This window comes from Ramlibacter aurantiacus, from assembly GCF_016722895.1.
In the GTDB taxonomy this organism is placed as follows: Bacteria; Pseudomonadota; Gammaproteobacteria; order Burkholderiales; family Burkholderiaceae_C; genus Ramlibacter; species Ramlibacter aurantiacus.
Genome location: NZ_JAEQNA010000001.1, coordinates 835,726 through 847,898 on the forward strand (window position 1 = coordinate 835,726; position 12,173 = coordinate 847,898).

At 68.9% G+C, this 12,173-nt stretch carries 10 protein-coding genes; 5 read left to right on the top strand and 5 right to left on the bottom strand.

Going from position 1 to position 12,173, the window contains the following annotated elements; genetic code table 11:
• The first annotated feature begins 231 nt into the window (after positions 1-231).
• Positions 232-801: a class I SAM-dependent methyltransferase gene (locus tag JI739_RS03850; RefSeq protein ID WP_236589048.1), complete on the top strand. Its 570-nt coding sequence runs from the start codon at positions 232-234 to the stop codon at positions 799-801.
• 143 nt (positions 802-944) lie between these two features.
• Here JI739_RS03850 and JI739_RS03855 read toward each other — a convergent pair whose 3' ends face one another.
• Together JI739_RS03855 and JI739_RS03860 are read right to left on the bottom strand one after the other, a co-directional pair.
• Positions 945-2,144, bottom strand: a complete 1,200-nt coding sequence (locus tag JI739_RS03855; protein ID WP_201682502.1) for an aminotransferase-like domain-containing protein — start codon at positions 2,142-2,144, stop codon at positions 945-947.
• Positions 2,145-2,226: 82 nt separating this feature from the next.
• Positions 2,227-3,198, bottom strand: coding sequence for a recombination-associated protein RdgC (locus JI739_RS03860; RefSeq protein WP_201682503.1), 972 nt, complete (start codon positions 3,196-3,198; stop codon positions 2,227-2,229).
• Positions 3,199-3,328: 130 nt separating this feature from the next.
• On the opposite strand from JI739_RS03860, the gene JI739_RS03865 reads away from it, so the two are divergent.
• Positions 3,329-4,330, top strand: a complete 1,002-nt coding sequence (locus JI739_RS03865; RefSeq protein WP_201682504.1) for a YihY/virulence factor BrkB family protein — start codon at positions 3,329-3,331, stop codon at positions 4,328-4,330.
• Positions 4,331-4,336: 6 nt separating this feature from the next.
• Here JI739_RS03865 and parC read toward each other — a convergent pair whose 3' ends face one another.
• Genes parC through JI739_RS03880 form a run of 3 tightly spaced genes read right to left on the bottom strand, consistent with a single transcriptional unit; the run spans position 4,337 to position 10,138 of the window.
• Positions 4,337-6,703, bottom strand: a complete 2,367-nt coding sequence (gene parC, locus JI739_RS03870) for a DNA topoisomerase IV subunit A (RefSeq protein ID WP_201682505.1) — start codon at positions 6,701-6,703, stop codon at positions 4,337-4,339.
• A gap of 19 nt (positions 6,704-6,722) precedes the next feature.
• Positions 6,723-8,135 (bottom strand): lytic transglycosylase domain-containing protein, encoded by a 1,413-nt coding sequence (locus tag JI739_RS24350; RefSeq protein ID WP_236589049.1) that lies wholly within the window; start codon positions 8,133-8,135, stop codon positions 6,723-6,725.
• Between the two features lie 35 nt (positions 8,136-8,170).
• Complete coding sequence (locus JI739_RS03880) at positions 8,171-10,138, bottom strand: DNA topoisomerase IV subunit B (protein ID WP_201682506.1); 1,968 nt, start codon at positions 10,136-10,138, stop codon at positions 8,171-8,173.
• A 114-nt stretch (positions 10,139-10,252) separates the two neighbouring features.
• Between JI739_RS03880 and JI739_RS03885 the strand changes: the two genes are divergently transcribed.
• Genes JI739_RS03885 through JI739_RS03890 form a run of 3 tightly spaced genes read left to right on the top strand, consistent with a single transcriptional unit; the run spans position 10,253 to position 12,143 of the window.
• On the top strand, positions 10,253-11,473 hold the full coding sequence (locus JI739_RS03885) for an MFS transporter (RefSeq protein ID WP_201682507.1): 1,221 nt from the start codon (positions 10,253-10,255) through the stop codon (positions 11,471-11,473).
• Between the two features lie 2 nt (positions 11,474-11,475).
• Positions 11,476-11,607 (top strand): hypothetical protein, encoded by a 132-nt coding sequence (locus JI739_RS24695; protein ID WP_255520161.1) that lies wholly within the window; start codon positions 11,476-11,478, stop codon positions 11,605-11,607.
• Positions 11,607-12,143, top strand: a complete 537-nt coding sequence (locus JI739_RS03890) for a class I SAM-dependent methyltransferase (protein ID WP_201682508.1) — start codon at positions 11,607-11,609, stop codon at positions 12,141-12,143. The genes JI739_RS24695 and JI739_RS03890 overlap by 1 nt, the downstream gene beginning before the upstream one ends.
• Positions 12,144-12,173: the final 30 nt, after the last annotated feature.

A 12,173-nucleotide genomic window follows, 5' to 3' on the forward strand; every position in this document is an offset into this window, starting at 1 on the left:
GGCCCAGCCACCGCCCGATCACCGGGCCTTCTTGCGCAGGGACCGGCGGGCGTCCTGCGAACGTTCAGGCAAGCCCCCACACCGGGTGAGGCGAAAGTGTCCGACACTCCGGCTCCAGGGGCCCACCCCAGAATCGACCACATCACCCAAAAATCCTCATCCATGCCCATGAATGAACATCCAGGTGCCCGTACCGGTGCCCAAGCCCGTGTCGGAGCCAGAGCGATTCCCATGTCCCCTCTGCGCGGAAGCGCCGAGTTCCTCAAGGGATTCGTTCGGAACCCGGCCCAGGTCGGATCGGTGGTGCCGAGTTCATCGCGGCTGGAACAGCGCCTGGTGCGCAACGCCCGCGTCGCCGAGGCGCGCTGCGTGGTCGAACTCGGCCCCGGCACCGGCGGCACCACGGCCGCGCTGTTGAAAGCCCTGCCCGGTTCGGGCAGGTTGCTCGCCATCGAACTGGACGAGCGCTTCCATGAACACCTCAGCCGCACCCTGCACGATCCGCGCGTGACGCTCGAGCTGGCCAGCGCCGAGCGGCTCGCCGAGTTGCTCCAGTCGCGCCGGCTGCCCGCGCCCGATGCGATCGTGTCGGGCATTCCGTTCTCGACCATGCCGCGCGAGGTGTCCGAGCGCATCGCCACGCTGATCGCGCAGGTGCTGCGCCCCGGCGGCCGCTTCGTAGCCTACCAGGTGCGCGCGCACGTCGCGGGCTTTCTCACGCCGCACCTGGGTGAGCCGGTCAAGGAATGGGAGATGGTGAACGTCCCGCCGGTGCGGGTCTTCACCTGGGTGAAAAGCTGATCCACCCCGAAGCGCCTTCGGCGCCTCCCCTCTAGGGGCGCCACCAGCGGCCCGGCCAAGCCGGTTCCGCGGTGGCCTGCGATCGCAGGGTCTGCTTTCATGCATCGCGGGTGATGCGCAGCATCATGGAGAACTGAAAAGCTTCAGTCGAGCGCACGCGCCAGGCGGCGCACGCCTTCCTCGATCTTGTCCTCGTCGGCCGTGGCAAAGCTCAGGCGGAAGGACGACTGGTCGGGTTCGGTCGCGAAGAACGGCGCACCCGGCACGAAGGCCACGCCTTGCTCCACCGCGCGACGGGCGAACTCGCCGGCATCGCGCAACCGGCCACCGGCGCCGGTGAGCCGGGCCCAGAAAAACAGGCCGCCCTGCGGCTGGGTGAAGCTGATGGCGTCGCCCAGCTCGCGCTGCAGGGCCGCGCCCATGGCCGCGGCACGGCGGGCGTAGACCTGGCGCACGGTCGCCAGCGTCGCCGGCATGCGGCCTGACCTCAGGTACTGCGCGGCAGTGGCCTGGGCGAAGGTGCTGGTATGGGCATCACTGAACTGCTTGCACATGGTCGCGCGCGACAACAGCTCTGGCGGCGCCACCAGCCAGCCCACCCGCAGGCCGGGGCTGAGCACCTTGCTCAGGCTGCCGCAGTGGGCGAGGAGTTCGCGGCTGCCGGGCACCTCGCTGGACAGCGCCAGCAGGCTGGGAGGCGGAGCCGCGCCGAAGTACAGGTCGCCATAGGGGTCGTCCTCCACCACCGCCACCTGGTGCTTCACGGCCAGCTCCAGGACGCGGCGGCGGCGCTCCAGGCTCAGCAAGGCACCGCTGGGATTGCCGAAGGTGGGGATCAGGTAGATGAACTTGGGCCGCTGCTCGATCACCAGCTGCTCCAGCCGATCCACCTGCACGCCATCCCCATCGATGGGAGCGCTGACCACGTCGGCCCCGTACAGCCGGAAGCACTGGATCGTGGCCAGGAAGGTGGGGCCTTCGACGATGACGCGGTCGCCCGGGTCCACCAGCGTCTTGCCCAGCAGGTCCAGCGCCTGCTGGCTGCCGGTGGTGACGATCAGTCCCTGGGCATCGACACCGGCCACGCCCTTGGCGCGCATGAACGCCGCCAGCTCCTCGCGCAGCGGATCGAAGCCTTCGGTCGCGCCGTATTGCAGCGCCGCGCCCGGCTGCTCGGCCAGGGCCTGCTGGCTCGCCTCGCGCAGCCCCTGCACGTCGAACATCGCGGCATCGGGAAAACCGCCGGCAAAGCTGATGATGCCGGGCTTGCCCAGCAGCTTGAACAGTTCACGGATGGCGGAGGTCTCGACCTTGTCGAGCCGGGAGGCGAAGGAAAGAGGCATGGCGTTCTCGAGAGGCGCGAAAGACGGAGATTGTGAACGCTCGAGCCGGCACCTCCGCCGTGACCCCGGCGGGTGCGCGGCTTCAGAAGTCGGCGTCGGCCGTCTCCTCGCTCGGCGTCACCGCGCCCGGTGCAGGCGCGGACGGCACCCCGAAGGCCTGCTCGCCGCCCAGCGCCAGCAACAACTGCGGCAGCAGCTCGGACAGCTCCGCCGTGGCGATGGTGGCGTCGGCATCGAACCCGTTGTCCTTGCCCAGGTTCTTGTCCACGTCGATCAGCTCGATCTTCTTGAGCACCAGCGCCTCGGTGAGCACGAAGGAGACCTTGCCCTCCCAGGTCATGGCCAGCTGGGTCGGCAGCTTGCCCTCCTGAATGTGCTGCCCGATCTCATCGAGCTCCAGCGTGTGGCGGGCGTAACGCACGACCGAGCGCTCCTCGCCGGTGTTCTTCAACTCGAGGTCGCGATCGACCGTGAAGCCGGCCGGCGCCTCGCGGCTGGTGAGCCAGTGCGCCATCGCGACGGCCGGCGAGGTGGCGGTCGACAGGAGCGACAGCGACAGCACATGCCGCAGGTCGGCCATCAGGTCGCCCAGCGGCTTGAGCACCGCCTCGGCGGCTCGGGTGCTGCCCGCCCCCACCAGCAACAGGCCGCGCTCGACGTCGACCCAGATGCGGTGCGACGAACGCTTGCTGAAGGCGCGCGGCAGGAAGGTGTGGATGATCTCCTCCTTCAGCTCGGCCTTTTCCTTGCGCCCCGGCTTGCGGCCCTGGCTGGCCTCGATGGCCTTGCAGCGGGCCTCCAGCTCCTGGCGCACCGCGCCGCCAGGGACCGCCTTGCGCTCGATCCCCAGCTGCATGATCCAGTGGCCGCCCACGTTCTCCACCATCGCGCCGTGGTCCTCGCCGCGCGGGGGCAGCCAGCCGACCGACAACTCCTGGGTGGCGCCGCAGGGCTGGAAAGCCAGGCGCTGCATCTCCGCTTCGAGCTGATCGAGCGGCGGAGCCGTCCATTCGGGTGCGATGCGATAGGCGATGAGGTTCTTGAACAAGGGCATGGACGCGGTCAGTGATGAGGTTGGACGTCGAGGGGTGGCATTCTGCCGTGCCCGTCCGCCGGTCGCGCTGGCGTTACAGGACTGTTGCGAGTAGCCCACCGCCGGCGCGGCGCAGCGTAAATTGCTGCACATGCTGACCCCCCGGCGCGTGTTGCGACTGTTCACGAAAGCGGCCACCGAGTGGAGCAATGACTACGCGTTCAGCATGAGCGCGGCGATCTCCTACTACACCGTTTTTTCGCTGGCGCCGCTGCTGCTGATCGTGATCGCGGTGGCCGGCGCGCTGTTCGGGCGCGAGGCCGTGCAGGGCGAGATCGTGAGCCAGATCGACGACCTGGTGGGCCGGCAGGGCGCGGAGTTCGTGCAGGTGCTGCTGGCCCGCACCAACGAAAGCGGATCCAGCGGGCTAGCGGCCGCGATCGGCTTCGTCGTGCTGCTGGTGGGCGCGACCACCGTGTTCGCGGAACTGCAAAGCTCGCTGGACCGCATCTGGAAGGTGCCCGAGCGCGAGAAGCCGGCGGGCATCTGGGGCATCGTGCGCGCGCGGCTGCTGTCCTTCGGGCTGATCGTCGGCGTGGCCTTCCTGATGATGGTCTCGCTGGTCGTGAGCGCCGGGGTGGCCGCCCTCAACAGCTGGGCCGGCGGCCTGTTGCCGGGCTGGGAGAAGCTGCTGTGGACCATCAACGCACTGGTGTCGCTGGGCATCTTCACCGTGCTGTTCGCGATGATCTTCAAGGTCTTGCCCAGCACGCCCATTGCTTTGAAAGACGTGTGGGTCGGCAGCCTGGTGACCGCCGTCCTGTTCGAGCTGGGCAAGTTCGCGATCAGCCTGTACCTGGGCCGCAGCGGCGTGACCGAGACCTTCCAGGCCGCTGGCGCGTTGGTGGTGCTGCTGGCGTGGGTGTACTACGCCTCTCTCATCTTCCTGTTCGGAGCCGAGTTCACCAAGGCCTACGCCAATGACCATGGCTCGCGCTCGTCACCGCAGGAGAAAGCCGCGCGCCGACGGTCCGACCGTGAAGCCGTGGTGCAGGAAGTCAAGGCGCAGGAGCGGGAAGCGCAGGCGCGCGTGGCGAACGCCGAGCCCGAGCAAGGGGGGCCGAACGAGGGATCGCCCGTTCGCTCACCCTGAGTGCCGTCACTCCACCCGTTCGATCGACGCCGGCTTGAAGCCCAGGTCGGCGGCCTTGCCCTTGCGGCCACGGCCGGCCTTGGCGTTGTTCAATGAACGGATCTCCAGCACCTCGTCACGCTCCTTGCCACCGCGGCCGATGCCGCGGATGCGAACGCTGCGGGTGTAGGCCGCCGCACCCGCCAGCGTGTCCTTGGCGTCCAGGTCGATCAGCAGCAGCCCACGCCCGCCGTTGGCCTGCGCCTTGAGTTCGCCGATCTCGAAGGTCAGGATGCGGCCGCCCGTGGAGGCGCAGCACACGTGCGTGGCCGGCAGGTGGTAGCCGTTGGCGGCGGTACCCCCGCCAGGTGGCGGCACGTTCGCCGCCGAAGGACGGCAGATGCTCTCGCCCGGCCCGCAGCTGATGAAGGACTTTCCGCCGCGCTGGCGCGACATCATGTTCTCCACCGTCGCCAGGAAGCCGTAGCCGCCCGAGTTGGACAGCAGCAGCCAGGCGCCCGGCGCTCCGGCGAAGTAGTGCACGACATGCGTGCCGGTCTCCAGGTCGATGTAGCTGGTGACCGGCTGCCCGTCGCCGCGCGCGCCCGGCAGCGTGGCCACCGGAATCGAATAGATGCGACCGTTGCTGCCGAAGGCCAGCAAGGTGTCGATCGTGCGGCATTCGAAGGTGTCGTACAAACCGTCGCCCGACTTGAACGAGAAGCTCCCCGGCTCGTGGCCGTGACCCTGGCGGGCGCGCAGCCAGCCCTTTTGCGAGACGACCACCGTCACCGGCTCGTCGAGCACCCGCACCTCGGTCACCGCCCGGCGCTCGGCCTGGATCAGCGTGCGGCGCGCATCGGCGAACAGCTTGGCGTCGGCTTCGATCTCCTTGACCATCAGGCGCCGCAGCGCGGCAGGGCTGCCCAGGATCTCCTCGAGCTTCTTCTGCTCTTCGCGCAGCTGCGCCAGCTCCTGCTCGATGCGGATGGCTTCGAGCCGCGCCAGTTGCCGCAGGCGGATCTCGAGGATGTCCTCGGCCTGCCGCTCGCTGAGCGAGAAGCGGTCGATCAGCGCCTGCTTGGGCTCGTCGCTGGCGCGGATGATGGCGATCACCTCGTCGATGTTCAGCAGGACGATCTGCCGGCCCTCGAGGATGTGGATACGGTCGAGCACCTTGTCCAGGCGGTGCCGCGAGCGCCGCTCCACCGTGCGCTGGCGGAAGGCGATCCACTCGGTGAGCATCTGGCGCAGCGACTTCTGCACCGGCTTGCCGTCCAGGCCGACCATGGTGAGGTTGATCGGCGCCGAGGTCTCCAGGCTGGTCTGGGCCAGCAACGTGGTGATGAGCTCGGCCTGCTCGATGCGGCTGGTCTTGGGCTCGAACACGATGCGCACCGGCGCGTCCTTGCTGCTCTCGTCGCGCACCGTGTCCAGCACCGACAGCACCGCCTGCTTGAGCTGCATCTGGTCCTGGGTCAGCGCCTTCTTGCCGGCCTTGACCTTGGGGTTGGTGAGTTCCTCGATTTCCTCGAGCACGCGCTGCGCGCTCACGCCGGGCGGCAGCTCGTGCACCACCAGCTGCCACTGGCCGCGCGCGAGCTCCTCGATCTTCCAGCGCGCCCGCACCTTCAGCGAGCCGCGGCCGGTGCGGTAGGCCTCGGCGATGTCGCCGGCGGCGCTGATCACCTGGCCGCCGCCGGGATAGTCGGGGCCGGGCAGCAGCGCCAGCAGGGCCTCGTCGGCCAGCTTGGGGTCCTTGATCAGGGCGACGCAGGCATCGGCCACTTCGCGCAGGTTGTGGCTGGGGATCTCGGTGGCCAGTCCCACGGCGATGCCGCTGGCGCCGTTGAGCAGTGCGAAGGGCAGGCGCGCGGGCAGCTGGGTGGGCTCCTGGGTGCTGCCGTCGTAGTTGGGGATGAAGTCGACCGTGCCTTCGTCGATCTCGTCCAGCAGCAAGCCGGTGATGCGGGCCAGCCGCGCCTCGGTGTAGCGCATGGCAGCGGCGCCGTCGCCGTCGCGGCTGCCGAAGTTGCCCTGGCCGTCGATCAGCGGGTAGCGCTGCGAGAAATCCTGCGCCATGCGCACCAGCGCGTCGTAGGCGGCCTGGTCGCCGTGCGGGTGGAAGCGGCCGAGCACGTCACCGACCACGCGGGCGCTCTTGACCGGCTTGGCTCCCGCCGCGCCATTGAAGCCCAGGCCCATGCGGGACATCGAGTACAGGATACGGCGCTGCACCGGCTTCTGGCCGTCGCAGACGTCGGGCAGCGCCCGGCCCTTGACGACGCTGAGGGCGTATTCGAGGTAGGCGCGCTGGGCATAGGTGCCCAGGTCGAGTTCGGTGTCATCGTCGCCACCGCCTTCGGCGGCCACGGTGAAGAGGTCCTGATCCATGTTCGGAAGCTGCGGTGCTCTAGTCGGGAGTCGTGTCGGAAGGATTCGGCAGGGCCGCGTGCAGGCCGGCCGGCATGTTGCCGCGGCCGATGGCACCGCCGCGCAGCATGGGCGGCGGCGCCGGCATTTCCACGCGCACACGCTGCGGTGCGCGGGCCTGCATGCGCGGCGCGGGCGGCTTGAGGCCGTGGTAGATCTGCAGGACGTTGCGCACGTAGGCCTGCGTCTCACGGTAGTCGGGAATACGGTTGCCGGCGCGCTGCACGGCGCCCTCCCCGGCGTTGTAGGCCGCCAGGGCGAGGTCCAGCCGGCCGGGGAAGAGGTCGATCAGGTGGCGCAGGTAACGCGCGCCGATGCGCAGGTTGGTGCGGGCTTCGGTCAGCAGCTCGGGCACCGGCCGCCGCGCATCGCCCTTCAGGCCCCAGCGTTCGGCGGTGGCGGGCATGACCTGCATCAGGCCGACCGCGCCCTTGGGCGAGATGGCGCGCGGATCGAACCCGGACTCGGTGACGATCAGCGCCTTGAGCAGTTCGTAGTCGATGCGGTGCTGCTGGGCGGTCTCCCGCAACAGCGGGCGCACGCCGAGGTAGGCGGGCGAGGTGTCGAAGAAGGCCTGCAGCCTGCGCGGAAGCGGATCGGGAGCGGCCCCGTCTTCGTCGTCGGATCCCGCCGGTTCGGCTGGCGTGAGTTCACGCGTGTCGAAGCTGCGGTCGCCGCGGAAGAACAGCTGATAGCGGGCGTCGATTTTCTCCGGCGCCAGGTGCGCGACGCCGCGGTCGTCGATGTAGCCCCATAGGTCGGCGTGGGCCGGTAGCGAAGCCGCGAGTGCGAACAGCGCCACCACGGCGAGCCCCCACCAGGACGAGGCGGGCCCTTTCCCCAAGGCCGAGCGCAGCGATGGCCCGTGAAGAAAATCCCCTGTGGCTGCGCCGAGGAGCGCAGGGCGGTGGGGGAAAAGAAGCGCAGATCTCTGAGCCCCGCAGGGGCGAGTTTCTGCGCTTCCCCCGCCGCCCGAGCACCGCAGGTTGCCCTCGGCGCCCGCAGGGCGGCGAGGGACGCAGACAGTGGGGTCGCTTTTCTTTGGTTCCTTTCTTTGGCGGGACAAAGAAAGGGACTCGCCCGCCGGGGCGAAATCCCGGCAAGCCACGACCGCTACAAGAGCTGATGCGAAGACATCTCCTCCGGCAGGACCGCTTCCAGCGCCCTTCGACAGGCTCAGGGCGAACGGCTTCAGGCTCAGGGCGAACGGCTTCTGGCTCAGGGCGAGCGGCTTCTGGCTCAGGGTGAACGGCTTCTGGCTCAGGGTGAACGGCTTCTGGCTCAGGGTGAACGGCTTCTGGCTCAGGGTGAACGGCTTCAAACCCTTCGACAAGCTCAGGGCGAACGGATGGAGGCGGGGGCCCTTCGACAGGCTCAGGGCGAACGGTGTCAACCGCGGCCGGTCCGAGCTTGTGAAAGCCTCTTGGTTCATACGTCGATGTCCACCTCGTCGCCGTGCAGCTCCATCAGCTCACGACGCGCCGCGGCCTCACCCTTCCCCATCAGCTTGGTGATCAGGCTGACCGTGCCCGCGAAATCGAACTTCCCCAGCTTCACCGGCAGCAGCCGGCGCGTATCCGGATTCAGCGTGGTCTCCCACAGCTGCTCGGCGCTCATCTCGCCCAGGCCCTTGAAGCGGCTGATGGTCCAGCTGCCCTCGCGCACGCCTTCCTTGCGCAACTTGTCGAGGATGGCGGTGAGTTCGCCCTCGTCGAGCGCGTAGCTCTTGGAAGCCGGCTTCTTGCCCCGTGCCGGCGCATCCACGCGGAACAGCGGCGGCCGGGCCACGTAGACGTTGCCGGTCTCGATCAGCTTGGGGAAGTGGCGGAAAAAAAGCGTGAGCAGCAAGACCTGGATGTGCGAGCCGTCGACGTCGGCGTCGGACAGGATGCAGACCTTGCCGTAGCGCAGGCCGCTCAGGTCAGGGGTGTCGTTGGGGCCGTGCGGATCGACCCCGATGGCCACCGCGATGTCGTGGATCTCGGTGTTGGCGAACAGCCGGTCACGCTCGACCTCCCAGGTGTTGAGCACCTTGCCGCGCAGCGGCAGCACCGCCTGGCATTCCTTGTCGCGGCCCATCTTGGCGCTGCCGCCGGCCGAATCGCCCTCGACCAGGAAGACTTCGTTGTGCGTGATGTCGCGGCTCTCGCAGTCGGTGAGCTTGCCCGGCAGCACGGCCACGCCCGAGCCCTTGCGCTTTTCCACCTTCTGGCTGGCCCGCTGCCGCGTCTGCGCGGCCTTGATGGCCAGCTCGGCGAGCTTCTTGCCGTAGTCGACGTGCTGATTCAGCCAAAGTTCGAGCGCCGGACGCACGAAGCTGGAGACCAGCCGGACCGCGTCGCGCGAGTTGAGGCGCTCCTTGATCTGCCCCTGGAACTGTGGATCGAGCACCTTGGCCGACAGCACGTAGGAGGCGCGGGCGAACACGTCCTCGGGCAGCAGCTTCACACCCTTGGGCAGCAGCGAATGCAGCTCGATGAAGCTCTTCACGGCGTTGAACAAGCCATCGCGCAGGCCGCTGTCGTGCGTGCCCCCGGCGCTGGTGGGGATCAGGTTGACGTAGCTCTCGCGCACCGGCTGGCCCTCTTCGGTGAAGGCCACGCACCACTGGGCGCCCTCCCCTTCGGCGAAGGTCTCGTTGCTGTCCGCGTACCCTTCGCCGTCGAACAGCGGGATGACCGGGTCGCCGCCGAGCGTCTGCATCAGGTAGTCGCGCAGGCCGCCCTTGTACTGCCAGCTCTGGGTCTCGCGGGTCTTTTCGTTGACCAGGTAGACCGCCACGCCGGGCATGAGCACCGCCTTGCTGCGCAGCAGGTGCGACAACTCGGCCAAGGGCAGCTGGGACGATTCGAAATACTTGGCGTCGGGCCAGACGCGCACCGCGGTGCCTTGGCGGCGGTCGCCCTCCTGGGCCTTGCGCAGCTGCAGCGGCTCGGTGACGTCGCCGTCCTGGAACACCAGCCGCGCGACCTGCCCTTCCCGGTGCGAGACCACCTCGAGGCGGCGCGCCAGCGCGTTGGTGACCGAGACGCCCACGCCGTGCAGGCCGCCCGAGAAGCTGTAGGCCCCGCCCTTGCCCTTGTCGAACTTGCCGCCCGCGTGCAGGCGGGTGAAGACCAGCTCGATGACCGGCGCCTTTTCTTCGGGGTGCAGGCCGAAGGGAATGCCGCGCCCATCGTCCTCGACGCTGACCGAGCCGTCGGCATGCAGCGTGACCCGGATGCGCTTGCCATGCCCGGCCAGCGCCTCGTCCGCCGCGTTGTCCAGGACCTCCTGGATGATGTGCAGCGGGTTGTCGGTGCGGGTGTACATGCCGGGCCGCTGCTTCACGGGCTCGAGGCCCTTGAGCACACGGATCGACTCTTCGGAATAGGCGGGGGTCGGTTTGCTGGCCATGGGAGCGGCGATTGTAGACACAGGCCACCCAAGCACTGGATGCATCCACAGATGCCAGGCGGGGCGCAACGCCTCGGCGGACGCGGGACTTCGGCTTTCGCTACATTCAGCCGCATGTCAGCACCTCCCGCCCGCCTGTCCACGGCGCAGGTCCTCATCTGCGCCGCCGCCATCGTGACCCTGTCCATGGGCATCCGCCACGGCTTCGGCCTGTGGCTGCTTCCGATCACGCAGGCCCAGGGCTGGACGCGGGAAACCTTCTCGTTCGCCATCGCCATCCAGAACCTGGTGTGGGGCATCTCGGGCATCTTCGCGGGCATCGTGGCCGACCGCTTCGGCGCGTTCCGCGTGATCCTCACCGGCTCGCTGTTCTATGCGACGGGACTCGCCGGCATGGCGCTGGCCACCACGCCACTGCAATTCACCATCGCCGCCGGGGTGCTGATCGGCATGGCGCAGGCCGGCACGACCTTCGCGGTGATCTACGGCGTGATCGGGCGGCAGGTCGAGGCGCACCGGCGCTCGTGGGCCATGGGGGTGGCGGCGGCCGCGGGGTCGTTCGGACAGTTCTTCATGGTGCCGGTCGAAGGCCTGCTGATCAGCACCACCGGCTGGCAGACCTCCCTGCTGCTGCTGGCCATGACGGTGCTGCTGGTGGCGCCCATGGCCTTCGGCCTGCGCGAACCCGGCTTTGCCGGCGGCCAGCGGCCGGTGCGCGAACAGACCGTGCGGCAGGCGGTGAAGGAGGCGTTCCGCTATCCCAGTTTCCAGTTGCTCACTGCCGGCTATTTCGTCTGCGGTTTCCAGGTGGTGTTCATCGGCGTGCATATGCCCAGCTACCTGAAGGACCACGGCCTGTCGCCGCAGGTGGCCAGCTACGCGCTGGCGCTGATCGGCCTGTTCAACGTGTTCGGCACCTACATCGCCGGCTCCCTGGGCCAGCGGCTGGCCAAGCGCAAGATCCTGGCCTTCATCTACTTCAGCCGGGCCATCGCCATCGCGTTGTTCCTGCTCGCGCCGCTCACGCCGGCGTCTGTCTACGTGTTCTCGGCCGTCATGGGCCTGCTGTGGCTGTCCACGGTGCCGGTGACCAGCGCCGCGGTGGCCCAGATCTTCGGCGTGGCACACCTGTCCATGCTCAGCGGTTTCGTCTTCTTCAGCCACCAGGTCGGCTCCTTCCTGGGCGTGTGGATGGGTGGCTTCCTGTACGACCGCACCGGCAGCTACGACGTCGTCTGGTATCTCTCCATCGCGTTGGGGGTGTTCGCCGCGCTGGTGAACCTGCCGGTTCGCGAGGCGCCGATCCAGCGCCGGCCGGTGGCGCAAGGGGCCTGAGCATGCAGGCCTGGGTTCGACGCGGGATGGCCTATGGCGCGGCTTTGGCCGTGCTGCTGCTGGTGTTCGCGCTGTACGACCGGCCCGAGGTGCTGGTGACGCTCTCCGAACAGATCTGGGCCTGCTTCAACTGATGCACGGCAGCGAGCCCGTTTCCGACTGGGTCCGGCGCTGGGCCCCTCTCGTCCCGGCTGGCGGCACCGTCCTCGACGTCGCCTGCGGCAGCGGGCGCCATCTGCGATGGTTCGCCGGCCGGGGCCATGCGGTCTGCGGCGTCGACCGCAACGCCGAGGCCATCGCCGCCTTGCAACCGCTGGGCGAGGCGGTGTGCGCCGACATCGAGAACGGGCCCTGGCCTTTCCCCGGCCGCCGTTTCGACGCCGTGGTGGTCACCAACTACCTGTGGCGCCCGCTGCTGCCGGTGCTGGCCGAGAGCGTCGCCCCCGGCGGGGTGCTGCTGTACGAGACCTTCGCGCAGGGCAACGAGACGGTGGGCCGACCGTCGCGGCCCGATTTCCTGCTGCGACCCGGCGAACTGCTGCGCGCCTTCGCCTGCCTTCGCGTGGTGGCCTACGAGGATGGCTTCCTGGAGGCGCCGGCCCGCTTCGTCCAGCGCCTGGCCGCCGTGCACGCACCGGCTGAGCACGAGCCCGGGCGCTACAGGCTCTAGTTAGAATCCCACGTCCCTCCACATCCCCCC

What these genes read in the sequence shown, in the direction of transcription:
- JI739_RS03885 (WP_201682507.1), top strand. Translation starts at nt 10,253, where the DNA reads ATGTCAGCACCTCCCGCCCGCCTGTCCACGGCGCAGGTCCTCATCTGC.
- JI739_RS03855 (WP_201682502.1), bottom strand. Translation starts at nt 2,144, where the DNA reads ATGCCTCTTTCCTTCGCCTCCCGGCTCGACAAGGTCGAGACCTCCGCC.
- JI739_RS24695 (WP_255520161.1), top strand. Translation starts at nt 11,476, where the DNA reads ATGCAGGCCTGGGTTCGACGCGGGATGGCCTATGGCGCGGCTTTGGCC.
- JI739_RS03890 (WP_201682508.1), top strand. Translation starts at nt 11,607, where the DNA reads ATGCACGGCAGCGAGCCCGTTTCCGACTGGGTCCGGCGCTGGGCCCCT.
- JI739_RS03865 (WP_201682504.1), top strand. Translation starts at nt 3,329, where the DNA reads ATGCTGACCCCCCGGCGCGTGTTGCGACTGTTCACGAAAGCGGCCACC.
- parC (WP_201682505.1), bottom strand. Translation starts at nt 6,703, where the DNA reads ATGGATCAGGACCTCTTCACCGTGGCCGCCGAAGGCGGTGGCGACGAT.
- JI739_RS03860 (WP_201682503.1), bottom strand. Translation starts at nt 3,198, where the DNA reads ATGCCCTTGTTCAAGAACCTCATCGCCTATCGCATCGCACCCGAATGG.
- JI739_RS03850 (WP_236589048.1), top strand. Translation starts at nt 232, where the DNA reads ATGTCCCCTCTGCGCGGAAGCGCCGAGTTCCTCAAGGGATTCGTTCGG.
- JI739_RS03880 (WP_201682506.1), bottom strand. Translation starts at nt 10,138, where the DNA reads ATGGCCAGCAAACCGACCCCCGCCTATTCCGAAGAGTCGATCCGTGTG.